The following is a 24250-nucleotide window of genomic DNA, read 5'->3' as shown; positions in this document are numbered from 1 at the left end:
GCAGTTAATAATTTAAGTAGTTTTACTAAAACCAATCATATATGTGGTGGAAGAAACCAAAATACAAAGAGATCGATGATGACCTGGTCGACCATTTGAAATACGGTTATCCAGGAGGCGTGCATGCCAGAGATATGATCCCCGTAGAGGGCATACGAGGAAAAATGTATCTATGGGGAGTTGTAGAGGATAAATTTCAACCCAAACCAATCATTGATATTTTACTCGAGCAACAGGAAGAACGAAAAAGAAATAACCGTACCTAAACGGTTATTTCTTTTTCCTACTCTGTACGATCGGGCCAAATGGCCCGTACTTATGCTGCAAAACAGAGAACGTATCAGGGAAAGGCCCTGTCGCCACATCCACAGGTTTGGTGGATAACAAAGGCCAGTCACCTTCAAACACTTTAACAGGTCTTGACTGGGAATTGACAAACGCTGCAACATCCCACGCTTCTTCTTCACTTAGATATGCGTTACCGAAAGGCATATTCGCTTTTACATACCCCGCTAACTTCGTCAATCTGAAAATGCCAGCGCCAGAATTATAACTATGCGGTCCCCATAAAGGCGGATATAAATAATTTATTCCCGAGGAATCATATTTCCCATTTCCGTCACGAGCATGACACTGCACACATTCACGCTCAAAGACTATCCTGCCCTTTAGTGTATCAGCCGCTCTTTCCAGGTAAGGCAATTCTTTAATACCGCTACCGGGAGGTCTATATCCCTTAGCTACATCTTTTCCCAGCCATTTGATATAGGCTATCATTGCACTCATTTCCCGGCTGCTGCTATCCAGCGGACTGCCATTCAGACTTCTGACGAGACAATCATTGACCTTTTTTTCCAGCGACTCTATAGTCCCGCTGCGTTCCCTGAAACGGGGAAAGTTTGCTGCCGCAGCAGCATAATTATTTCCCATGAATTTCGTCCCCGCTTCAAGATGACAATTCTGGCAATTCATGCCATTACTGATATTGGCCACCTTTCCGGATGGTCCAAGGTAAACGGCGGTATGCACTATCAGTTCCCGGCCATATAAGATCAGTTCACCGGCTGCAGTAGCTGGAATATCAGCGGTATCAGGGGGTATCCAATACGCCTTCCCCTTCCTGCAGGCCACGGGCATGACAATCACACTTACTGTCCAGAGGGCGAACAGCATCATCACAAGAAGTCGCATAGGTGATGATTAACGGATCAACCGGCGAAACAATAAGCGCAGTTCTTCTCCTGTGCACGACTGATGGCCCATATACCGGAGGGTACTATCTGTATACCAGGTAACAATCCGGCGATCCATTCTTTTTTAACATCTTCAGCCTGTGTCCCCATCTGCTGGGCTACAATAGCGCTATAGACTGTCAGTGCCATATTACAGACACAGAACATGACGCCACTGTCCTGCAGTTCGTTGATGCCAATAGCCACATTACCTATGCCCGGAACACTAAAATCGCCCGCTTTCGGCTGCCAGAAAGGATTCCTTGTTGCAGGAGCTTTTGTAAGAGGATCATTTGCTTTGAATACCTCGCCAAACTTATACTTCGCCCATAGCTCATCTTTCATGGCATAAGGAATAGCATCGTGCCGTAATACGACAACCACACCACAGTCTTTTTCAGGCACACCCGTCGCCTCATTCGTCAACAGGAAGACTTTCGCCCATGCAAATGGAAATATTTCATGCGGCTCAGGCACATCCAGCACGAGGCGGTGTTTTCCCTTGATCTTGTTGATCCAGGCCTCAGGATCGTCACTACCTGAAGTAACAGTGGCAGCTGGCGTTGCAGCGTACAGCGGCAACGCTCCGAATGAGGGTAAACTAAGTGCAGTTGCACCCAGCATCATCTTACCCAAAAAGTCACGGCGGTTCGTGAACAGCTCTTTGTCTGTATTTTCCATATCAGCAGTATTTAGATAACTCCTGTTGCGGCAAAAGGATAACATAGCTGCTTTGGGGAACAGGCTACGTCGCTTTTCTGAAATACGGTCGGTTACATGTGAAGCTAGGATAGATGTGAATAGTAAGACAAAAATAGGGAACTTTGATTAAACTAAAAATATTTTAGCACCGGCAGCCTGACTGCATAAATGCCGGGGCATCATTCATTTATGCGGATATTACCGTGTGGATTTAGTGTTCAATATACCATTTATCATATCAACAGAAGAGGCTGATCTGCATCGAAAATAACGCAACGTATATACTATGCCGATAGTATTATAAAAATTCCCGCAGCACTACATATCTCGCTGATGTAGCCCTGCGGGGAATATGCGCTTCCTACTTTGCACCATCAATGGTACTCTGTTTATAATTTGCGGATACGGGTCTGTATCTGACATTTTCTATTTTTATCACTACAGGGTTGGGCCATTTTCTGTCAGTATAAAAACGCTGTCCGTTCACAGCACTGATCAGTAGCCCCACAGGCGTTGACTGCGAATAAATCCCCGCATCAAACCCTTCCTTATACTCTACCAGTTCACTGGCATACCCAAGGATAGACACTTTGGTTTGCGGTGTACCTTCCAGTGTACGGATCACGAGGTCCTTTCTTTCGCCATATTTCCAGTCTTTTCCACCAGGCACAAATGCGTATACAGTACTGGTATCTTTTCCGCGGGTAAACCATATATTGCCTTCCCTCGCGATACGCCAGGGCCTTACGCCTTGTATCGCCTCTCCGTTCGCCAGGTTCCAGAGTGCCAGTTCTCGCAACAGGGCTTCCTGTTCTATCTGGATCTCTCCGTCCGGTTTTGGACCAACATTCAGCAAAAGATTGCCACCTTTTGCACGGGTTTCTATCAGCATATTGATCATTTCTGTACCTGATTTCTGCGGATCATTGGTAGGTTTATACTGCCAGTCGGTGCCCATGGTAAAGCAGGCCTCCCATGGACCAGGCATGATAGCATCTGGCAGCTCCTGCTCAGGTGTGTTCATTTGTCCGCGGGTCACTACAATATCCGGCTGCAGTTCCCAGGCGTATTCTTTCAGTCCTTCGGCTGGCCCGTCAAAGAAGATAAAATCGATCTTACCGTAGTTTGTCAGCAGTTCTTTCAGCTGCGATTTATCATACGCCATCAGACCGGGATTCTTTTCCGGGAAATGTTGTGGCAACTGCATTCTGCCGATAGGCATTTTATGCTTATAGAGATAATAGAAGTCTTCGGGAGAGTAATAAACACCAATAGCGATCCCCTGTTTGCGGAAAGCATCAAAGATGGCGCGGGTCGCATCCTTTTTGAAAGGGGTATTCATGATGTTGAAAGGCGTCGTTTTGGTATCCCACATACAGAAGCCGGAATGATGCTTAGCCGTGAAGACGATATACTTCATACCTGCCAGTTTCGCCAGCACCGCCCAATCGTCCGGGTTGAACTTGTGCGGATTGAATGTTTTGGGTAATTCTGTCGTAAAACGTTCCAGGTAATCGTCAGAAGCGCCCGCCATAGAATGGCTGATCACAGCGCCGACCTGTACATCCACACTCCAGTGAATGAACATTCCCAATCCGAGGTCCATAAACCATTTTTCTTTCGCGGGATCGTTGGCTGTTTTTTGTGCGTTGATACTTATACACACGAGAAGACAGGAAACTGCCAGTAAAATTCGTCTCAACATTTTTGGTTCACATTTGCATGAGCAATAATAATACAGAGAAATGCCAGCAAATACAAGCAAAATCCGGTAAGCGGATAGGGGTTAAAAGACGAATATCCGTTAATGATACAATTGAAACTCAGTTTCGATACAATTGAAACAGATTTCTACTGCATATACAACTAAAATGCATTGTTTTATATTAATTTTTAATTTGTATTTTTGAACCAATGCTGACTTATTATATCGTATTACCGTTTATCTATCTTATATCCCTGTTACCATTCCCGTTATTTTACGGCGTCTGTGACGTAATGTTCCTTTTACTGTATTATGTAATTGGTTATCGTAAAAAGGTAGTACTTCAAAACCTGCAAAACGCTTTCCCCGATAAATCCGCAAAGGAGATTGAGCAGATCCGCCGCCGTTTTTACCGCTATTTCTGCGATCTGCTGCTGGAAACATTCAAAACACTGACTATTTCCCGTGCTGCTGCCATCAGGCGCTGTAAGCTTACGCCGGAGGCACAGGCACTGTTTGACCGTTATGCGGCCGAAAACCGTAGCATTATGATCGTCATGGGGCATTACGGCAACTGGGAATGGGCAGGTAATACTTTCAGTCTGCAGGGGAAACACCACCTATATGTGGTTTATCATCCACTCAGCAATAAATATTTCAATGGACTGATGTACCGCATGCGTACCCGTTTTGGTACCGGTCTTATCAGCATGAAAGATACTTTCCGCGACATGGTGGCACATAAAAGTGAGCTGGACGCTACTGCTTTTATTGCCGACCAGACACCCGCGCCCAACAGCGCTTACTGGACAACCTTCCTGAACCAGGACACTCCCGTATTCCAGGGAACGGAAAAGATCGCCCGCAAAATGAACTATCCGGTAGTATATGTACAGGTACAGCGTGTAAAACGCGGCTATTACGAGATTTCCGCCCGCACCCTCTTTGATGAACCGGCATCTACTAAAGATGGAGAGATTACCACGGCTCATACGCAGGCACTGGAGCATGACATTTGCGCTCATCCTGAATTCTGGCTCTGGAGCCATAGAAGATGGAAACATAAACGGCCTGAAGCTACCAAACAGCCAGCTGTTCCTCAGGTAGCCGCCGTCTGATCAGCAACAACTATCCTATACCAATAAAATTTACACCTACACATTTATTACTTACTGAACCAATGCTAACAGGAAAACAACTGATCCTTGCTACAAAACCATATGCGAAAGAGACCCGCTGGAAAAGCTGGTACTATACCCTTTCCACTGCGGTGATACTGGCTGGACTTTTTGCAGGCACCGCCCTCCTTCCCTGGCTGCTTTTACGTATTCTTTGCAGTATATTGTCAGGACTGGTAATTGTCCGGATGTTTGTGATCTATCATGATTATCAGCATCATACAATTCTTTACCAATCTAAAACGGCAAAAGTATTGTTTAGCGCCTTCGGGGTGTTTATACTGGCTCCCGCCAGCATCTGGAAACGCTCGCACGACTATCATCATGCGCACAATTCCAAACTGTTCACGGCCAGCATTGGTTCTTTTCCTATAATGACACAGCAGAAATTCCTGGAATCCACTCCTGCTGAAAGACGCTCTTACCTGGCTGCCCGTCATCCGGTAACCATCCTGTTCGGCTATATCAGCATGTTTATGGTAGGTATGAGCCTACGTTCATTTACCAGCAGCCCTTCCCGGCATATGGATTCCCTGTTGGCACTGGTGTTACATTTCACCGCCGGTGCACTGATTGTTGTTTTTATGGGCTGGGTTAGCCTCCTGCTGCTGTTAATCATACCATTTTTCATCGCCTGCGCTATTGGCGCTTACCTGTTTTACGCACAGCACAATTTCCCTGGCGTGACCTTCAGGGATAAAGAAGGCTGGTGCCATGACAATGCAGCTATGGCGTCTTCCAGCTATATGCGCATGAATTCCTTCTGGAAATGGGTAACCGGCAATATCGGCTACCATCACATTCACCACCTGAACTCCCGTATACCTTTTTACCGCCTGCCAGAAGCAATGGCGGCTATTCCTGAACTACAACAGGCGAAGACCACTTCCCTGTCTCCCAAGGCCATTCTGGCGTGCCTGAAACTGAAGATCTGGAGCCCGGAGGTTAATAAAATGATCACTATCAGACAATTACAGACTCAGCCTGCACGAGTACGCGCAATGGCTGTCTAATATCATCTTTTGCCACCATTTTCTGCCTGGAAGGGAACCTTCCCTTATGTATCCAGGATCAAAGTAAGTCTGAGCGAGATATGTCTCACGCGGATAGGTCTCGTCTTAGTATGTACTCGATACGACTATAGTGTGACCTTAACCTATAGGCTCCGTAGCATAGGATTATAGGCTGTTCTATAGTCATCGCTATAGAACAGCAGGCCTGATGTAGGACCAGAGAGCCCCAACCAGCCGCTGCCATACAATTTCATTTCAGGTATAAATACGCTGAAAACACGTATTTCCTACCTAATCGACTCCATTTCAACATCTTACCTTTGTTTTCATCATTAACAACCAAAATAACCCCAAAATGTCAAAGGAAAAGAAAAACCAAACATCAGCAGATGAAAAGCAGGCACTTATTGACCTGCAGCATATCCGTACTCAGGTTGTACAGGACAGGACCATCTTCAACCTTGAAGCTGTGGGCCGTAACTATAAACTCGGACAGGCTTATAAAAGTGTCCGTAACCTGCGCTTGACTGACAAAGAAAACATACAGCTGCAAACCTACAACGACTACCTGTTGCGCTACAAGAACTTCCTGGAGCTGAAACCTCTCATTGAAGAAAAGGCCCGCCCCTCTTATCCTGCTGGAGAAAGCTACCTTAATACTTATAACAAGCTCCGGTTTACCCGTGGGAAGGTATTGGTAATGGTGCACGCCAGTATCTTTACACAGGTGCAGGACCGTATCCACCGTTATGTACTGGACCTGGGCCGGGATGGCTTCTGGGCAACCATCCATGTGGTACACGGAGGTAAACCCGCCTATATCAGGAACTATATCCGCGACAAAGCTCCTGCCGGTGTTGTGATGGTGGGTGCTATTCCGGTAGCATGGTTTGAAATGGATGACGATTTTTACGGCGCACATGCGGAGTTCCCCTGCGATCTTTTCTACATGGATACCAACGGTACCTGGACAGATGCCGACGGAGATGGCAGGTATAACGCAGTAAGCGGAAATGTAACGCCTGAGATCTGGGTGGGGCGTATCTGGACGCCTACATTAAACGGCAATGACGTAGCGCTGATCAACAACTATTTTGACCGCAATCACCTGTTCCGTAAAGGCTCACTGGGGCACTCCCGCTCTGCTCTGGCATATGTGGAAGACGACTGGACCGGTTTTGACGATTGCGAAATGGACCTGATGACTCCTTCTGCCTATATCACGAAATACACCAATCCTGACATTACAGATGCAGATCTGTACAAGACCGAAATTAACAGGACCCGTTCCTTTGTACAATTATGCTCCCATTCATCCCCTTATGTACATTCCTTCCGGATTCCGGCGGAGGGCACTACGGAGTGGATCGACAGGTCTTATTTCCGGGATGAGCGTTGTCCAAACGCTAATTTCTTTAACCTGTTCTGCTGTAGCACAGCACGCTTCACTGAAAGTGACTACCTCGGTGGCTGGTATATCTTCGATAAAACCGGTGGAGAAACGAATATGGGACTGACCGTAGTAGGTAGTACTAAAACAGGCTCCATGCTGTTCTTTGCAGATTTTTATGAACCTATTGGCAAAGGTAGTTGCATAGGATCTGCGCTTACACAATGGTGGCAGGCCCGTGGTGCAGATCATGACCTGGGTGAAAGACAATGGTTCTATGGTATGAGTATATTGGGAGATCCTACCCTTACCTGGTGGAAAGGAGCGGTACCAGGATTGCAGGAACCTGCTGATGGATCAGTGTTCAATCACTATCCACGCACGATGACCTTTCGTTGGGCGCCGGTGAATATACCGGGAGCTACCTACTCACTGGAAATAGACGCCTTTGGCGCTATCACTGCCGGTCAGTGGGCGGCTCAATCTTTCCGCAGTTTTGGCGTATACCACAACATTACCGGCACTACCTTCACTCATAATTTCGTAGGCGCCCAACCAGGACGCTGGCGCGTAAGAGCAAAAGTAGGCGACCGTTATTGTTCCTGGTCTGAATGGTCTTATTTCCGTTTCACCGTCTGATGATACACCACAAAGCAGGTGGCCGCTCTATTGACCGGGCGGTCACCTGTTAATAATCGCCCGAAGCCCCTCCACCGCCACCTGAACCAGCGCCAAATTCAAACTGATCTGGCCGTGGGGTAGCAGCATGGCTCATGGTTTGTGCAATTACCAGCGATTCTATCTGTAATGCTTCCATTGCATGTCTTTCGTCCGAAGATGCTTCTGTAAAACCATGACGCGGTGTTTTAAGATAACGGATCAGTGCATAAGCGATGCCTATCATCATCAGGCCACCCAGGGTCATTGCCACTTCAAGTGGAGCCACACTATGATAATAACGGATTGTATACACAATACCGGCAATCAGCAACAATCCTGTACAGATCAGTATCCTGTCTTTCTTCCTGATGCCGGCGTAAATGTAGATCAATGGCAACATAACAGTCAGTATCCAGAAGAGCCATCCTCCTGGAATATCCTGGCCGGGGTGAAGATCCATATGGAACATTTCATTGCCTACTTCCCTTACAACGAAATAGTTGCCGGCTATATAAAGCGTGATCAGTGCACAGACCTGCAACATCTGCAAACATTTTTTATAATGCCGGTATGTATGTACTGCTATCAGTTTTACCGAAAGAAAATATACACCTGCTGATGCCAGCATAATCGCAAACGGGATAATCAGCTTCGCAATACTCCCCAGTTTTTCACATCCGGAAAAGATCAGGCCCAGCAAAGATAAATGCGCTACAATGCTCATACTGACATCCGCAAAGCGCAATACAAAAAAGAGTGATAGCATCAGTGCCACACAACTCCATACCCATACAGGTGCATCAGCATCGGTTGCAATGCCCAATGCCGAAAGTAAAAAGATACCTGCGCCCCATATCAAAGCAGCGTCAGCGCCGGATTTATAATGTTTCTTTTCACGTACCATGTACTCAGCCAATGCATAAGACCCTGCGCCGAAAAGAAGACACAGGAAGGTAAAAGCACTCTCTCCTCCCGACATTGACAACAGGCAAAAAAATCCAAAAGAAAATAGCAGGATAATGGCTGTCAGTATAAAAATGCCGACACGCATGTAGGGATTAGGTGTATAGAGAACTGCCGGATGTGCGGTAATGATGGCGTTATACTCCTCTGCTGTAATGCAGTCTACCCTCTTTGCCATTTCCGCCTGTTCCTGTACATACAGGTTATCCAATGACTGACTGTTATATGCGATCATGCTGTCTTCAGTTTTTTATTAACGTTAATCAACAATATAATAGCACCTATGCCAGACATAATGAAATACAATAGTCCGGCGTAAATGCCACCCTCACTTCCTGTCGCCATCAACAACCTGACTACGATAAAGCTCAATCCTATATAAGCATATAATGTAATGATCAACACGAAATAAAAGGAACGCTGTTTCATCGCCTGACTATAGAAGAAAATGGTTGCCGCAACTAACAACAGGAACCATAATCCATACGGTCCGTCATATGCGGCAAACATGCCCGCCAGGTTTGCAATGAGGAAAATATGTGTACCGAAATTGCTGTAGGTAAATGAAAAATGGGCTTTGAACTGTAAACGGTGGCTCAATAAAGCCGCTACTATCAGCAAAGCCCCCAGTACCAGTCCGGTGTATATAAGTGTATAGCTGGAAAAGTCATTGTTACTTAACAGCTGAAGCGGCGTCACCGTTACGCCCATCCAGGCAGCCAGATTGGTAACTGCCATACTCAATACTCCGAGATGATCAAAGTAATATGCTGAGAAAAACAACACCAGCATCGGGATAAAAGTAGCGGCACCATACCTGGTGCCAAACACATTGTACTGTACCTGCAGATAGGTGATGAAGGTGACCAGCAGCAAACAACCTAATAGCAGGATATAGTCGAAAAAGCTGTTTGGCGCAGGTACTTTCTCCCTGGAGAAAGGTAGCTTATGGCGGAAGCTATAATAAAAACAACCGCCACAAGCTAATGCTATCGCCAGCAGAATAGCCTGATGACCTATGGTATCGATATTCTTATAAATCAATATTCCCAAGCCTCCGCTTAGTAACAAAACGCCCAGGTACAGGATGGTCTTTAGCTCCCAGTGTACAGAGAAAAGCCTGCTTGTTGTGATGGTGCGTACTTTTTCTGCTGATGCAGCGGAGATAGTTCCCTCTTTTTGAAGTTGTTCAAACAAGTCAATATCCATAACATTCGAAATGATGTGAAAAAGTATAACAATAACTTCACATCAGCAAGGAATAAATATCAAAATACCTGTTTTCAGCTACTTCTCTGCACATTACGGAGCAACAATGACGCTTTTGATCGTGTTGTTTAAAATCGTTTTTGTTCGCAGCATTTTGGGAGTGAGTTGATCTTCGGGAAGCTCGTTATACCACTGATAGATATCATCAAACACATCGGCAAAATCCTGTGCAACTTCTGCACGGGTTCTTCCAACTCCGATAATAGCAAGCATGTCATTCTCAATCATGTATTGACCATTCTCTTTTGTCATTACAGAAAGTAAAGGGAAATTAAATACATACTGCCTATCCTTTCCATTTATCACCTTGGGTGAAAAAAGGTACGCTTTACTGCGTTTAGGTTTACGTGCTTTTGGTTTCTTTTTTACTACTGAATTCTCCATATGGATAGTTTTTATTTCAACATTCACGAACGATTAAACAGCCAAACACCGCCACAGGCAAACTGTTCAGGAAACTATGATTAATGATGTAAGAGGAAATCGGGAACAATGGTTAATCAGTTCTTCATCTTACAAACAATGGTATTTATATACATCACATACAATATAATTGTACACAAGTTTAAAAAACAATTTACAGGATTTAGTTAATTGCAGGTTAATAAGTATTTATTTTTTTCATCTACATGCGTATGATTTATATCACGTGTTTACTATAGCATTCCGACGATACCACATATTTATACAATGAATAAATTTTATTTTCCTGCAATCGTTAGCATGTTAAAATATATTTTTAAAACTTCTGACAATCATATAGATTTGTCATCGCAAGCATGGAAGTATTCCACTTTATTACGTAAAAAAGCACCTCAAGAACCTTATTTTTTTCTTTCTCTATCGGGACCACCAGACTGGCAACACATTTTAATGTCTCTTTTGTGAAGATGATGATGTAACAACATCAACGGTAAATCCTGCACGTGCATTTCTTTGGCACTTTTACTTACTGCTAAATTCAGCATTGAATTTCGGATCGTTATTCTGTTCACTCCAAACTAATACCATTCAAATGTCTAAGATCAAGATCTCAGAATTGGTAGCCGACCTTCAGAAGGCCGATACCCAGTGGCAGGCAAGAGAAACAACTGTTTCCCAACTGCCCGATCCTCAGCAAAAAGCCCTGCTGGGTGTAATTGTAAACACTGAGGAACTTGCCGCTGTTATGAACAAGCGCGCCGCTGCTGCTCCAGTTGCCAATTTTGCACAGGAGGTGGATTGGCGCAACCGCAACGGTAACCATATCACCCCCGTGAAAGATCAGGGTGGATGCGGCTCCTGCGTTTCATTCTGCACTACCTCAGTTACAGAAGCAATGGCGTCCATTGAAAAAGGACAATTGCTCAATCTCTCAGAAGCAGACCTCCATTTCTGTTCTTCGCATGGCGCAAATTGCGGAGGATGGTGGCCTACTGATGCTTTCAGCCAGATTAAATCAAGGGGTATTCCGGATGAAGCATGTTTCCCTTATGAAACAGCTTTCCCGGACAACAATATCTGGAAACAACCTCCTACATGTAAAGTCGGTCCTAACCGTGATGCAAGAGCAGTAAAGATCACTAACTCTACTACCATTGCCAATATCACCGAAAGGAAAAACTATCTTTCCAACAACGGTCCCTGCTCTGCTGTTATGCATGTGTACGAAGACTTCTTCTCTTATGCAGATGGGGTGTACAAACATGTCAGTGGTTCAGATTACGGTCTGCACTGCGTAACAGTAATCGGTTATTCAGAAACAGAACATTGCTGGATCTGTAAGAACTCCTGGGGCACCGGATGGGGTAAAGGAGGATTCTTTAAAATCGCTTACGGACAAGCCGGTATAGATACAGAATTCCCATTCTGGACTGCCAGTGGTATTAAACTTCCTGCGCCACAACATGGATGGCACGGATATGAAAACCTGGGCGGATTATTATCATCCCGACCTAATGCAGTTTCCTGGGGACCAAACCGCATCGACGTAGTGGTGCGCGGTATGGATTCTGCTGTTTATCACAAATGGTGGAATGGTAATTCCTGGAATGGCTGGGAATCTCTCGGCGGACAAATACAGGGAGCTCCTGCTATCTGCTCATGGGCATCCGGACGTCTGGACATCTTTGCCCTGGGTCTCAACCATCACCTGTATCACAAATGGTATCAGGGTGGATGGAGCGGATGGGAAGATCTCGGCGGATTGTTATCTTCCGAACCAGCCTGCGTAAGCTGGGGACCAAACCGCATCGACATCTTCGCCAGAGGCATGAACTCTTCTATGTGGCATCTCTGGTGGAATGGTGCATGGCATGGATGGGAAGACCTTGGAGGTGTTATCAATTCTGCACCAGCAGTATCTTCCTGGGCGCCAGGCAGACTGGATTGTTTTGCACGCGGCCTGAACAATCACCTCTGGCACAAATGGTTTGATACCAAATGGAGCGGATGGGAAGACCTGCAGTCTAATATGTTCGGCAGTCCTGCTGCTGTATCATGGGGGGCTAACAGGATAGATGTATTCTTCCCCGGACAAACCTACAATATGATGCACAAATGGTGGGATGGCGCCAAATGGAGCGGAGACGAAAACCTCGGAGGTATCCTCTCCTCTGATGTAGGCGTATCTTCATGGGCAGCCGGACGACTCGACTGCTTCGTGCAAGGCACCGATTCGGCTATGTATCATAAATGGTACGTATAAATAGCACTCATAACTGCGAATTACGGTTAACTATCTCATCTTCTGGCCCGATGATTGCCGGAACTTAAGCATAGTGACTGTAATTCGCATTTTATTAAAAACCTTAAACTATGGAAAGCGAGGCTAAAGAAATAAAAGCAGGGACATCCCTCACTGTTGTTCTCCCTGGTCTTGGAACTGCGGGATTCCAATGGTTCTACCAAAGCAGTAATACCAATTGTGTTGATGTAAGACCTTACGATCATGCGGTGGATACCTTCCGGCAGGACGTAGGCACCAGTAATGAAGAGGCCTTTGTCATTAACGGAAAGGCCCCGGGGCATGCAAGCGTTACCTTTGAACAAAGGCGCATATGGGAAAAAGAAGGTCAGCCCATTAATGCCAGAAGATTGGAAATAACTGTTACCTGATTATTTTCTAAATCCAACTCCCATAAAAATGCCCCTCTTTAGAACCCGGTAGCTGTAAAAACAGCCTATCCCTTAACCGTTTTAACTATTTAAATAAAAAATATATATCCCTGTACCCACCCTTTTTTCTTCTCCATAAGTATTTACTGGTGAAAGTTAACTGTTGCTGGCGGAAGCTTCCTTCAGGGGCCTCCGGCATTGTACATGGCTATAAGCCTATACCCTGCCAATTCATTGAGCTTAGTAAAATCTATAAAAGACCGAAATCTATAATGACCGTTCATGAAGCGCATCTTTACAATTACCCTATTGTTCATCCATACCGGCATACAGTTATTGTCTGCGCAGACCTATACACCGGTACCTGTTACCGGGTTCAATGCCGACATCGTAGCTGAAGCAGGCACTAATGCCGTCGCTGTTACCTCTACCGTAATAGACGGTAGTAACCATATTCTGCATTCGCAGGCCTTTGCAGCAACGAATGGAATCGGTGGAGGCATTATCAACTCCGGCACCTTTGTCAGCGGAACCCGCACCTACCAGATGAATCCATACACCGGCCTGAATGCCTTATATCTCTCTGCCGCCGGAAACGTTGCTAACTCCCTGCCTGCAGGCACGCTTACCCTGGTCACTCCTGCCAGTTTCAGCAAGTTGAGCATCCTGGCATTTGGTACAGAAAATAATAGTACCGTCACCGTGACATTGAACTATACTGATGGTACATCCGCTAATGCGGGCACCTTGCAGATCAAAGACTGGTTTTTCGGAACACCGTTTATATTCAGTGGTATGGGCAGGCTGACGCGCACCACCACCTTCCCTACTGTAGATGGCCTTCCTTCTAATCCACGGATGTACGCATTTGACTTTAATATTCCCTGCGCTGATCAGTCAAAACTGATCAGGTCTGTTTCCTTTCTCTATATACAGGGGCCTAATATCAGCTCCAGAGCACTGATCATGGCGCTTTCCGGCGTACAGTATACACCGCTTACGTATACCCACACTGTTACAGATGCCATCTGCGGAGGTGCGAACGGCAGTATTGCGGTAACCGCAAGCGGCGGTACTGCTCCCTTGAGCTATTCCTGGAATACTACTCCTGTACAGACCACGCCTACTGCTACGGGGCTGGCGGCAGGCTTTTACACGTTATCAATTAAAGATGGGAACAATTGCATCACTGCTGTTACAGATACTGTAGATAAGTTGTCACTTGTAAAACTTGTAGCAGCAGCCAGCCCCGCTAAGATCTGTGCAGGAGAAACAGCCACTCTTTCAGTGACAGCAACGGGCGGTGCTGCAACTAATTATTCATGGACGCCAGGCCCCGCTACCGGCAGTACAGTCTCCGTCAGTCCGACAGATACAACATCTTATATTGTTACCGCACAGGATGCCTTCGGCTGCCAGTTAAAAGACACCGTGGAAGTTGCTGTTAAACCTACACCTGTTGCCGACTTCTCTGTACTGCCAGATGTAGTATGCCTGGGCACCAACCATACGCTGACATTCACAGGTACAGCGGGAGCTGCTGCTACCTACGACTGGCATAATTTCTCGGGCGCCACTGTACAAAATGGTACAGGTGCAGGTCCGTATGATATACGCTTTAATACGGCAGGTATTTACCCGGTACAGTTGCAGGTAACGGAAGATGGCTGTGTGTCCAATATCGCTACACATTCTATCATGGTGTCACAGCCGCCTACAGCCAGTTTCTCTGTCAGCAAAACACCTGTATGCGCAGGTGAAACCACTACCATCAACTTCACAGGCACTTACGCTGGTAACGCCACTCCCGTCTGGAACTGGGGCGGTGGCACAGTACAAAGCGGCAGCGGTTTCGGGCCTTATACCGTTACCTATCAGCGAAGCGGCACAGTCAGTCTGATCATTCAGGATAATATATGCGCCGATACAGCTACTCCTGTTACAATAACTGCTATTCCCATGCCGGTAGCTGATTTCACAACAGATCTTATTACAGGTTGTGCACCAACAGAGATCAGTTTTGATAACCTTTCACAGCAAGCAGACACCTATGAATGGTCGCTCGGAAACGGTTACCAGACAGGTGATACTGATCCAGTGTATAGTTACAATACCCCCGGCACATACACTGTTACATTAAAGGCGATTGCACAGGGACAGTGTTCAACAAGTGTTACCAAAACGGCTTTGATCAGTATACTGCCTCCTCCTGTTGCGGCGTTCACTGCTGCACCGGGAACAAATTATCCGGTAGAATTCAAGAACGGCACCTTCACTTTTAACAACACCTCACAGTTTGCAGCAGCGTATAACTGGGATTTCGGAGATGGAACGCTCTCCGAAGTTGAAGATCCACAGCATAAGTATGAGTTGCCCGGTAGTTACAGAGTAACATTGTATGCAAAGAATGAAATAGGCTGTACAGATAGTATCAGTCATGCGTGGTACATCATTGTACCTGACCTGGTACTTGAAATACCCAATGCTTTCAGTCCGAATGGAGATGGCATCAATGACCGCTGGAGCATAGATGGATTGAAAGCAAGACCTGCCGCTACAACAGAGATCTATAACCGCTGGGGCCAAATCGTGTTCACAGGTATCGGTTATACTCCCTGGGACGGCACGCGTGGAGGCAGACTATTGCCGGCAGGCACTTATTATTATGTCATCAAAACAGCAGCAGATGAAAAGCCCTACACAGGATGGGTAGCGCTGCTACGATAATAAAATTTAGTATCAACCAAAAATACAATTGAATGAAACGTGTTCTTATTGTTGCCTCCATGCTGGTAATATGCGCCTGCAGGTTATACGCTCAAACCTATACGCCCATTGCCGTAACAGGTTTCAACAATGACGGAGTAGCTGAAACAGGTACCAATGCCGAGGCTGTAACCACTACCGGACTTGACATCCAGCAAAAAATCCTTTACACATTTGATTTTGCTGCCACCAATGGCTTGCAGGCAGGTATACCGAATGATGGTCTTTTTACTACAGGGCTGCGTACCTATCAGATGGCCGATTATGCAGACAGTAATGTGCTCTATCTTTCCAAACTGGGCGGCGTGACCAATACCCTCGGTACCGGCACACTGACGTTTACCACACCGGCTGCATATAGTAAGATAAGCCTGTTGTGCTTCTCCACTGAACAAAACAGTACACTGGGCATCACTTTCAATTATACAGACGGCACAACATCAGCGCAGGTCGTGGCCAGCATTCTTGACTGGTTTGGTGGTATCAATCCTGTGTTCGACAGCTATGGCCGTATCCAAAGACTGCCATCCGGACCGTATAATGTAGAAGGACTCAGCAGCAACGATCCGCGAATCTATTGCATTGATATTGCTCCTGCCTGTGAAAATCAGTCGAAAAGCATTGCATCTATTACGATAGAATATCTGGTAAGCGGCGCGCCAAGTGGCGTATCCAGGGCAGTTTTCCTGGCAGTGTCAGGACAAGCTTATGTGCCTGTCACTGTAGCTTCTGATGTAACGAAAGCTACCTGCGGTAATAATGACGGTAGTATCGCTATTACAGCTACCGGTGGTGCATTTCCGCTCACCTACTCCTGGAACACAACACCCGTGCAAACCACAGAAACAGCTACAGATTTGCCAACAGGCAGCTATACCTGTACGGTAACAGATGCGAATGGTTGTCCGTGGGATTTTACAACAGATGTTAGTGAGGAATCCATGATACTCCTGAAGGCGCTGGCTAAACCAGATAATATCTGTTCCGGCACGACGACCAAACTGTATGCAATCCCTACAGGCGGTAGTATGAGAAGCTATACCTGGGAACCCGGCAATGTCACAGACTCCAGTTTCACGGTGACGCCAGACACCACCACGACTTTCAAACTGATCGGCGAAGATCAGAATGGATGCCATGTAATAGATAGTATTAAAGTGACAGTGACCAAAAAGCCAGCAGCACCACTTGTATCGGCACAGAGCATCTGCCCTGACAGTACTGCTGTATTGAAAATAGACAACGCTACCACTCCTTTTATTTACAACTGGTATACATATCCATCCGGCGGCGATGTGGAAGGACAGGGAAATACTTATACCACACCGGCGGTGAGTACAGCAACTACCTGGTATGTGGAAGCCGTAAATGGCCCTTGCAGCAGTGATAGAACAGCGGTGACCGTTACGCCTTTTGAACGGGCTGTTACACCAGTGGTAAAAGCAGGAGCTATCACTACCAGCGGAGTCACTTTCACCTGGGACCCTGTACCCGGTGCAACAGGTTACATCGTTTCCGTAGACGGCGGTGCTTATATTACACCAAGTTCCGGAAACAACGGCACATCACACGTAGTGAGCGGTATTACCAACCAGGAATCTATCTCTATCAAAGTAATTGCTCTGGGGCCTATCAGCTGTCAGAATAGTTTACCAGGCCTTGCCGCGGCTAAGCCTAAACCAGGGGAAATATTTATCCCGAATGCATTTACACCTAACGGCGACGGCAAGAATGATTATTTCAAACCGGAAGGCACTACTATCTCTGCTATTGACATGAAGGTGTTTAACCAGTGGGGAGAACTGATCTACCAGACCAATCAGCTGACAGGCTGGAATGGTACCTATAATGGTAAGCTACAGCCAACAGGCGTATATACTTATACTGTGAGGATCACATTGAATAATAAGACCCAACTGACAAGAAAAGGGGCCATCAACCTCCTGCGATAAACCTCCCACAAACCCGTTTTATTCCGGGCATTCCTGAAGTAGTAATACTTCAAGGATGCCCGTTCTTTTTATATAGCCCATTTCTTACTACTAAAAAAGATAGTACCTTTCCCGGTAAATATTTAACAATGAGATAAATGTTTTCTGCTCATCTTTGCGCCGTCAGATCCATTACTGATACCGGATACGGGCACAGAGCAGACAACGAAAAGAACTACAGGGGACATTTTGCAGAGCGGTAGAACCGTCTCCACCATTCATATTAAGAAAAACAACATCAGGAAGGCACATTATGGACCAATCCCTTTGCGGATGTTCTTTATAAATACTCAAAAGTTTCGAATCCGATCTGACAAATGAAAAAAGTAATTCTTGTAACCGGCGCATCAACAGGCCTGGGCTTAGCTACTGCCAGGACACTTACCGCAGAAGGTCACACCGTTTATGGCACCAGCCGGGATATCAAACGTATTCAGGACGTTCCCTTCAAACCGCTTCAAATGGATATTACTGATGATACTTCAGTAAATAATGCTATAACAGAGATCATCAAAAACGAGGGACATATCGACGTCGTTGTCAACAACGCGGGTAACGGCATTGTAGGACCATTATATGGCGTACCTGTGGAACAGGCCAAAAGGCAATTCGAAGTAAATTTCTTCGGTATGGTACGGGTGAACAGCGCTGTTCTACCCGGCATGATCGAGCGTAAGAGCGGTCTGATAGTGCAGGTAAGCTCCCTGGGAGGTTTGTTCGGACTACCTTACCAGGGTATGTACTGCGCCTCCAAATTTGCGGTAGAGGGCTATTCACAGAGTCTACGTATGGAATTACTGTATACCGGCGTAAAAGTGGCTGTTGTAAATCCGGGCGATTTCAAGACTGCCTTTACAGACAACCGCGAAAAGCTACCGTTCCCGATCGTGAATGAGAAGCTGAATAAGGACTTCGATACTGCTGTTGTTAATATGGGAAGGGACGAGCAAAACGGTAGTCATCCGGATGTTGTTGCCCAAAAGATATCCAGGATCATTAGCAAATCCAGTCCCGCTCACAACTACCTGGTAGGCGCCCTTGGACAAACCATTGTGCCGACACTGAAGGCAATCCTCCCGGGCCGACTGTTTGCAAAACTGATGAATGACCATTATGGTATAAAATAAAGGAACGGTCATAATCGCTGACAAAGAACTGCTATACTTTATACAGGGTTGATTAATAGCCACTTGCGGCATTAGTCAGCCTTTTTTTTATTTGTGACCAGGTCGGCTCCGGCCATAAAAAACTTTGAATTTTACAACTATTCATTTGAATGAAACAATAAAACGAGCCGGATTCTTTCCAACTTTACATTCGAATTTTTGAAGGTACTCAACGGACAAAAGACAGTAAAAAAGAACCACGTATGACGAGTGGTTCTTTTTTTATAAAACGATCAAAAAAATAATTGCTTCAAGGTTCCTTCAAACTTTAAAACAAATTATGCAGTTGCTATGAGAGCACTGCTCATTGAAGATAATATGGAGCTGGCCGGCAGCATCAGTAATTTAAGATTCATATGACTATGCCGGTGGATGGCGTACCATGCAAATAAATTTCGAGGAATCAACAGGGAGCACAATGTTACAGAAGGAAGAAGCCAACGCATTATTTCCTGAAAGACAACATTAGTGCTATGGTCTAATGTTCAAGTTTAATCATGCAAACAAAAAGAATCAGCGTGATCCTGTTCCTGCTGCTATGGCACGGATCAATGGAAGTATTACACGCACAGCAGGTATTGACGCTGAAAGAAGCGGTACAGACTGCACTCGCCAACTACGGATCGATCAAGGCCAAGGCTAATTACCTGAATGCCTCTAAGTCCACCGCCACACAAGCGAAGCGGGATTATCTCCCGAATCTGAACCTTTCTGCCCAGCAGGATTATGGTACTGTAAACGGGCAATTCGGGCCTTCTTATGGTCTGAATGGTCTTGCGGTATCCTCAGCAGGCCCTACCCTGCCCTCCCAGAACTGGAACGCTGCATTCGGCGGACTTTATCTCGCCAATATCAACTGGGATTTCTTCGCCTTCGGCCGCGCCAAAGAGAAGATCAAGGCAGCGCAGGCAGCCGTAGCCAGAGATCAGGCAGACTGGGAACAGGAGCAGTTCCAGCAGTCGATCAGGGTGGCCGGAGCATATCTTAACCTGCTGGCGGCACAACGCCTTACCAGGTCATGGCAGAACAACCTGGAACGTGCAGACACCTTCCGCTCTGTAGTGGTAACAAGGGCGAAGAATGGCTTAATTCCCGGTGTAGACTCTACACTGGCAAATGCGGAAGTATCCAACGCGAAGATCGCTTTAACAAAGGCAAAGGATGTGGAACAGACGCAGGCTAATCAACTGGCAGTCCTCATGGGCGTACCTGCAACCGAATTCATACTCGATACAGTATTCATCAGCCGCATTCCCACAGCGCTGACAGACAGTATCAATGGAGTGGTACAAGGGCATCCTTTACTGAAATACTACGAAAACCGTATTAAGCTGAGTGACGAACAGGCACGTTACATACATACCCTGAACTTCCCTGCATTCTCTGTTTTCGGAGTTATGCAGACCAGGGGTTCCGGTTTCGACGCCAGCTATGTAACAGATCAGACAGCATACAATAAAGGTTACTGGGATGGTGTAAAACCTAACCGCAGCAATTACCTGCTGGGGGTAGGCGTAACCTGGAATATTACCTCCCCGCTGAGAGTAAAACACCAGGCAGCTTCCCAGAAATTCATATCAAAGGGCTTACAGGATGAATATGAACTGGTACGTCAGCAACTGGCAGCACAGTTAACCCTGTCGGACACGAGGATCCAGAATGCGCTGACCAACTATGCGGAAGCGCCTATACAGGTCAATGCGGCAACAGAAGCTTACCTGCAAAGAACGGTATTGTACAGGAACGGGCTGAATACCATTGTAGACGTAACACAGGTCTTCTACACATTGAACCGCGCGGAAACAGACCGTGATATTGCCTACACCAATGTATGGCAGGCGCTGTTACTGAAAGCTGCCGCTACCGGCAATTTCTCTCTATTCATCAATGAATTCTAATTAAATGAACCTGATAAGATCAGCATTACGCAAACCAATATCCATACTGGTAATAGTGGCTGCCCTCTTCTTCTTCGGCATAGGCGCCGTAAGAACGATCAAGGTAGACATCTTCCCCAAGCTGGACCTGCCGGTGATGTACATCGCGCACCCATTCGGTGGATATACCCCCACCCAGATGGAGGCATATTTCGGTAAACAGTATATCAACGTCCTGCTTTATGTAAATGGTATTAAAACCATTGAAACAAAAAATATACAGGGCCTTACGCTCATCAAGGTGAGTTTTTATCCCGGTACAAACATGGCGCAGGCACAGGCAGAACTAAGCGCTTTCTGTAACCGTATACAGGCCATTTTTCCACCGGGCTCACAGCCTCCATTCATTATCCGTTTTGACGCTTCTACCCTGCCTGTAGGCGAGCTGGTACTGAGCAGTGAAAAACGTAACAATAACGAGCTGCTGGACCTTGCCAACACTTATGTACGTTCTTCCTTTACCTCTATTCCGGGTCTGGTATCTGCACCTCCCTTCGGTGGTAACTTACGTACAGTGGTGATCAAGGCAGATCCTGAACTGCTCCGCTCTCACAATATGACGCCAGACCAGCTGGTGGAAGCGCTGCGTATCAACAACCAGACTTCTCCTTCCGGTAACGTACGTATCGGTGATATCAACTTCATCACGCCAGCCAATACTGCTATCCGCACTGTAAAAGATTTTGAGAACATTCCTCTCTTCAAGGGTGGCGTACAAAACCTTTACCTGCGTGATGTAGCAACTGTGGAAGATGGTGCAGATATTACCGCTGGTTACGCGCTGGTGAACGGACGCCGATCTGTATACCTTAGTGTGGCCAAAGCGGGTGATGCATCCACCTGGGAAGTTGTACAGAAACTGAAAAAGGCGCTGCCTAAGTTCCAGTCACTGCTTCCTGAAGATGTAAAACTGACATATGAATTTGACCAGTCAGTATATGTGATCAACGCTGTAAAAAGCCTGATCAGTGAGGGTACCATTGGTGCGATCCTCACAGGTCTGATGGTACTGCTCTTCCTCGGCGACCCAAGAGGTGCGCTGATTGTGATACTGACCATTCCTACCTCTATCATTGCGGCGGTGCTCTGTCTGAAGATAGCAGGACAGACTATCAACATTATGACATTGAGTGGTCTGGCGCTGGCCATTGGTATCCTGGTGGATGAGAGTACGGTGACGATTGAGAATATACACCAGCACCTTGACATGGGTAAACCGAAAGGGCTGGCCATCTGGGATGCCTGTAAGGAGATCGCTTTCCCTAAACTGCTCATCCTGTTCTGTATCCTGGCAGTATTTGCGCCGGCATTCACCATGGGTGGTATCCCGGGATCATTGTTCCTGCCATTGGCATTGGCGATTGGCTTTGCGATGATCATTTCTTACTTCCTGGCACAGACCTTTGTACCTATCATGGCCAACTGGCTGATGAAGGCACATCCGCATGCAGGTCATGAGCCGGATCATATCCTCAGTAAGAAAGAGCTCGCGGAAAGAGCAGACTTAAACAGTAATGGTAAGCTTTCCTTTTTTGAGAGAATACGTAACCGCTTCATGCGTTTCATGGAGCGTGTCATGCCTGTCCGTAAACTGATCGTATCAGTTTACCTGTTAGCAGGTATCGGACTGGCTGTGTTGTTGCTGAATACAATAGGAAGGGACGTATTGCCCCGTGGTAATGGCAGCCAGTTCCAGTTAAGGATACGCGCACCACAGGGTACCCGCGCTGAAAGAACAGAAGAGATCACGATAAAAACGGTTAACGCTATCAGAAGCATTGTAGGACCAGAGAATGTATCTATTTCATCTTCTTATGTAGGACAACACCCCGGACAATTCTCCATCAGCCCGATTTACCTGTTCATGCCCGGACCACAGGAAGCAGTAATACAGGTTGCGTTGAAAGAGGATTATAAGGTGAATATGGATGAGCTGAAAGACAAGATCAGGGAAAGGATGAGGGCAGAATTGCCGGGTGTTACTCCTTCGTTTGAACCAATAGAGCTGACGGATAAGATCCTGAGCCAGGGTTCTCCTACACCGATAGAAGTAAGGCTTTCGGGCAGGAATAAACAGCTCAACGAACAGTATGCAGAGAAAGTGATTGAGAAACTGAAAAAGATCTCCTATCTCAGGGATGTGCAACTTGGTCAATCTACCAAATATCCCGCGCTGAAGATCACGATAGACCGCGTACGTGCAGCGCAGCTGGGAGTGGACGTGAGTGATATTTCCCGCTCACTGATTGCCTCAACCTCCTCTTCCCGTTATACAGAGAAGAACATCTGGATAGATGAGAAAGCAAACCTCAGTTACAGCGTGCAGGTACAGGTACCGGAAAACAAGATGACGGATATCCAGGATATTGCAGAAATTCCTTTGCTGAGGAATGCCAGCAGACCGGTATTGGGCGATGTAGCCACCATCACCCGTGATACTACCTATGGTGAAGCAGACAACCTGGGGGCGATTCCTTCACTTTCTGTTACTGCCAATACAAGCAATATAGACCTTGGTACAGCTACTGACGATGTGAACAAAGCGATTGCTTCCATCGGCGAACTGCCACGTGGTCTGACAGTAGAACTGATCGGTCTGAGTTCAACACTCACAGAAACACTGGACAGTCTGCAATCAGGATTGCTGGTAGCGGTGGTAGTGATCTTCCTGATGCTGGCAGCCAATTTCCAGTCGTTCAAAGTATCGGCGGTAGTTCTGGCTTCTGTACCGGCGGTATTGATCGGTTCACTGACCTTACTGCTTATCACCGGATCTACACTGAACCTGCAATCATATATGGGTATCATTATGTCAGTAGGCGTATCTATATCGAATGCCGTATTGCTGATCACCAATGCCGAGCAATTACGCCTGGGCAATGGTAATGCGTTGCTTTCTGCGAAGGAAGCCGTAGCATTACGTCTTCGTCCTATCCTGATGACCAGCCTTGCGATGGTAGCAGGTATGATCCCGATGGCCAGTGGCCTGGGTGAATCCGGCGATCAGACATCTCCGCTGGGACGTGCGGTGATAGGTGGTCTGATTGCATCTACCTTCAGCACGCTCTTTATTTTACCACTGGTATTTGCCTGGGCGCAGGGTAAGACGACCACACAGTCGGTATCACTCGATCCGGAAGATAAAGAAAGTAAAAACTATGTACCATCCTTACATGAATAAT

17 protein-coding genes are annotated in these 24250 nt (G+C 46.5%); 11 read left to right on the top strand and 6 right to left on the bottom strand.

The genetic code is table 11. The features are described from left to right. Positions 1-41 precede the first annotated feature (41 nt). A complete protein-coding gene (locus BLR32_RS33790) occupies positions 42-266 on the top strand; it encodes a hypothetical protein (protein WP_143011485.1) in 225 nt (74 codons plus the stop codon). Between the two features lie 4 nt (positions 267-270). On the opposite strand, the gene BLR32_RS15815 is transcribed toward BLR32_RS33790, so the two are convergent. The 3 genes from BLR32_RS15815 to BLR32_RS15805 form a co-directional block, all read right to left on the bottom strand. Continuing rightward, positions 271-1191: a c-type cytochrome gene (locus tag BLR32_RS15815; RefSeq protein WP_089833426.1), complete on the bottom strand. Its 921-nt coding sequence runs from the start codon at positions 1189-1191 to the stop codon at positions 271-273. A gap of 17 nt (positions 1192-1208) precedes the next feature. Continuing rightward, on the bottom strand, positions 1209-1913 hold the full coding sequence (locus BLR32_RS15810) for a hypothetical protein (protein ID WP_089833424.1): 705 nt from the start codon (positions 1911-1913) through the stop codon (positions 1209-1211). 382 nt (positions 1914-2295) lie between these two features. Next, complete coding sequence (locus BLR32_RS15805; RefSeq protein ID WP_089833422.1) at positions 2296-3639, bottom strand: alpha-L-fucosidase; 1344 nt, start codon at positions 3637-3639, stop codon at positions 2296-2298. Positions 3640-3848: 209 nt separating this feature from the next. Between BLR32_RS15805 and BLR32_RS15800 the strand changes: the two genes are divergently transcribed. The 3 genes from BLR32_RS15800 to BLR32_RS15790 all read left to right on the top strand — a co-directional run bounded on the left by BLR32_RS15800 (position 3849) and on the right by BLR32_RS15790 (position 7859). Beyond that, complete coding sequence (locus tag BLR32_RS15800) at positions 3849-4757, top strand: lysophospholipid acyltransferase family protein (protein ID WP_089833420.1); 909 nt, start codon at positions 3849-3851, stop codon at positions 4755-4757. Positions 4758-4819: 62 nt separating this feature from the next. Then, positions 4820-5830, top strand: coding sequence for a fatty acid desaturase family protein (locus BLR32_RS15795; protein ID WP_089833418.1), 1011 nt, complete (start codon positions 4820-4822; stop codon positions 5828-5830). Positions 5831-6185: 355 nt separating this feature from the next. Continuing rightward, positions 6186-7859: a C25 family cysteine peptidase gene (locus BLR32_RS15790; RefSeq protein ID WP_089833416.1), complete on the top strand. Its 1674-nt coding sequence runs from the start codon at positions 6186-6188 to the stop codon at positions 7857-7859. A 49-nt stretch (positions 7860-7908) separates the two neighbouring features. On the opposite strand, the gene BLR32_RS15785 is transcribed toward BLR32_RS15790, so the two are convergent. The 3 genes from BLR32_RS15785 to BLR32_RS15775 all read right to left on the bottom strand — a co-directional run bounded on the left by BLR32_RS15785 (position 7909) and on the right by BLR32_RS15775 (position 10496). Continuing rightward, positions 7909-9078, bottom strand: a complete 1170-nt coding sequence (locus tag BLR32_RS15785; RefSeq protein WP_089833414.1) for a hypothetical protein — start codon at positions 9076-9078, stop codon at positions 7909-7911. Beyond that, positions 9075-10052 (bottom strand): DUF2157 domain-containing protein, encoded by a 978-nt coding sequence (locus BLR32_RS15780; RefSeq protein WP_089833412.1) that lies wholly within the window; start codon positions 10050-10052, stop codon positions 9075-9077. Before BLR32_RS15780 ends, BLR32_RS15785 begins: the two co-directional genes overlap by 4 nt. A gap of 93 nt (positions 10053-10145) precedes the next feature. Then, positions 10146-10496 carry a hypothetical protein gene (locus BLR32_RS15775; RefSeq protein ID WP_089833410.1) on the bottom strand — a complete coding sequence of 117 codons (351 nt, stop codon included), beginning with the start codon at positions 10494-10496 and terminating at the stop codon, positions 10146-10148. Positions 10497-11127: 631 nt separating this feature from the next. Here BLR32_RS15775 and BLR32_RS15770 point away from each other — a divergent pair. The 7 genes from BLR32_RS15770 to BLR32_RS15740 all read left to right on the top strand — a co-directional run bounded on the left by BLR32_RS15770 (position 11128) and on the right by BLR32_RS15740 (position 24249). Beyond that, the gene (locus BLR32_RS15770) at positions 11128-12798 is read left to right on the top strand and encodes a DUF8189 domain-containing protein (RefSeq protein ID WP_089833408.1); all 1671 of its coding nucleotides are present in this window, start codon (positions 11128-11130) and stop codon (positions 12796-12798) included. A 110-nt stretch (positions 12799-12908) separates the two neighbouring features. Further along, on the top strand, positions 12909-13208 hold the full coding sequence (locus BLR32_RS15765; RefSeq protein WP_089833405.1) for a protease inhibitor I42 family protein: 300 nt from the start codon (positions 12909-12911) through the stop codon (positions 13206-13208). 282 nt (positions 13209-13490) lie between these two features. Beyond that, on the top strand, positions 13491-15935 hold the full coding sequence (locus tag BLR32_RS15760) for a T9SS type B sorting domain-containing protein (protein WP_089833404.1): 2445 nt from the start codon (positions 13491-13493) through the stop codon (positions 15933-15935). A gap of 32 nt (positions 15936-15967) precedes the next feature. Further along, positions 15968-17926 (top strand): Ig-like domain-containing protein, encoded by a 1959-nt coding sequence (locus BLR32_RS15755; RefSeq protein ID WP_089833402.1) that lies wholly within the window; start codon positions 15968-15970, stop codon positions 17924-17926. A gap of 356 nt (positions 17927-18282) precedes the next feature. Beyond that, positions 18283-19092, top strand: a complete 810-nt coding sequence (locus BLR32_RS15750; RefSeq protein WP_089833400.1) for an SDR family oxidoreductase — start codon at positions 18283-18285, stop codon at positions 19090-19092. A gap of 536 nt (positions 19093-19628) precedes the next feature. Further along, positions 19629-21029, top strand: a complete 1401-nt coding sequence (locus BLR32_RS15745; RefSeq protein ID WP_089833399.1) for a TolC family protein — start codon at positions 19629-19631, stop codon at positions 21027-21029. A gap of 4 nt (positions 21030-21033) precedes the next feature. Beyond that, positions 21034-24249: an efflux RND transporter permease subunit gene (locus BLR32_RS15740; RefSeq protein WP_089833398.1), complete on the top strand. Its 3216-nt coding sequence runs from the start codon at positions 21034-21036 to the stop codon at positions 24247-24249. Position 24250: the final 1 nt, after the last annotated feature.

The organism is Chitinophaga filiformis (assembly GCF_900102545.1).
Classification (GTDB): Bacteria; Bacteroidota; Bacteroidia; order Chitinophagales; family Chitinophagaceae; genus Chitinophaga; species Chitinophaga filiformis.
Note: the sequence above shows the minus strand (reverse complement) of the source record. Positions and strands in the feature narration are given on the sequence as shown.

Bases quoted from the DNA above. Each gene is read 5' to 3' on its own strand.
- BLR32_RS15750 (WP_089833400.1), top strand. From the start codon at position 18,283: ATGAAAAAAGTAATTCTTGTAACCGGCGCATCAACAGGCCTGGGCTTA.
- BLR32_RS15800 (WP_089833420.1), top strand. From the start codon at position 3,849: ATGCTGACTTATTATATCGTATTACCGTTTATCTATCTTATATCCCTG.
- BLR32_RS15795 (WP_089833418.1), top strand. From the start codon at position 4,820: ATGCTAACAGGAAAACAACTGATCCTTGCTACAAAACCATATGCGAAA.
- BLR32_RS15740 (WP_089833398.1), top strand. From the start codon at position 21,034: ATGAACCTGATAAGATCAGCATTACGCAAACCAATATCCATACTGGTA.
- BLR32_RS15770 (WP_089833408.1), top strand. From the start codon at position 11,128: ATGTCTAAGATCAAGATCTCAGAATTGGTAGCCGACCTTCAGAAGGCC.
- BLR32_RS15765 (WP_089833405.1), top strand. From the start codon at position 12,909: ATGGAAAGCGAGGCTAAAGAAATAAAAGCAGGGACATCCCTCACTGTT.
- BLR32_RS15805 (WP_089833422.1), bottom strand. From the start codon at position 3,639: ATGTTGAGACGAATTTTACTGGCAGTTTCCTGTCTTCTCGTGTGTATA.
- BLR32_RS15775 (WP_089833410.1), bottom strand. From the start codon at position 10,496: ATGGAGAATTCAGTAGTAAAAAAGAAACCAAAAGCACGTAAACCTAAA.
- BLR32_RS15790 (WP_089833416.1), top strand. From the start codon at position 6,186: ATGTCAAAGGAAAAGAAAAACCAAACATCAGCAGATGAAAAGCAGGCA.
- BLR32_RS15760 (WP_089833404.1), top strand. From the start codon at position 13,491: ATGAAGCGCATCTTTACAATTACCCTATTGTTCATCCATACCGGCATA.
- BLR32_RS15745 (WP_089833399.1), top strand. From the start codon at position 19,629: ATGCAAACAAAAAGAATCAGCGTGATCCTGTTCCTGCTGCTATGGCAC.
- BLR32_RS15785 (WP_089833414.1), bottom strand. From the start codon at position 9,078: ATGATCGCATATAACAGTCAGTCATTGGATAACCTGTATGTACAGGAA.
- BLR32_RS33790 (WP_143011485.1), top strand. From the start codon at position 42: ATGTGGTGGAAGAAACCAAAATACAAAGAGATCGATGATGACCTGGTC.
- BLR32_RS15780 (WP_089833412.1), bottom strand. From the start codon at position 10,052: ATGGATATTGACTTGTTTGAACAACTTCAAAAAGAGGGAACTATCTCC.
- BLR32_RS15810 (WP_089833424.1), bottom strand. From the start codon at position 1,913: ATGGAAAATACAGACAAAGAGCTGTTCACGAACCGCCGTGACTTTTTG.
- BLR32_RS15755 (WP_089833402.1), top strand. From the start codon at position 15,968: ATGAAACGTGTTCTTATTGTTGCCTCCATGCTGGTAATATGCGCCTGC.
- BLR32_RS15815 (WP_089833426.1), bottom strand. From the start codon at position 1,191: ATGCGACTTCTTGTGATGATGCTGTTCGCCCTCTGGACAGTAAGTGTG.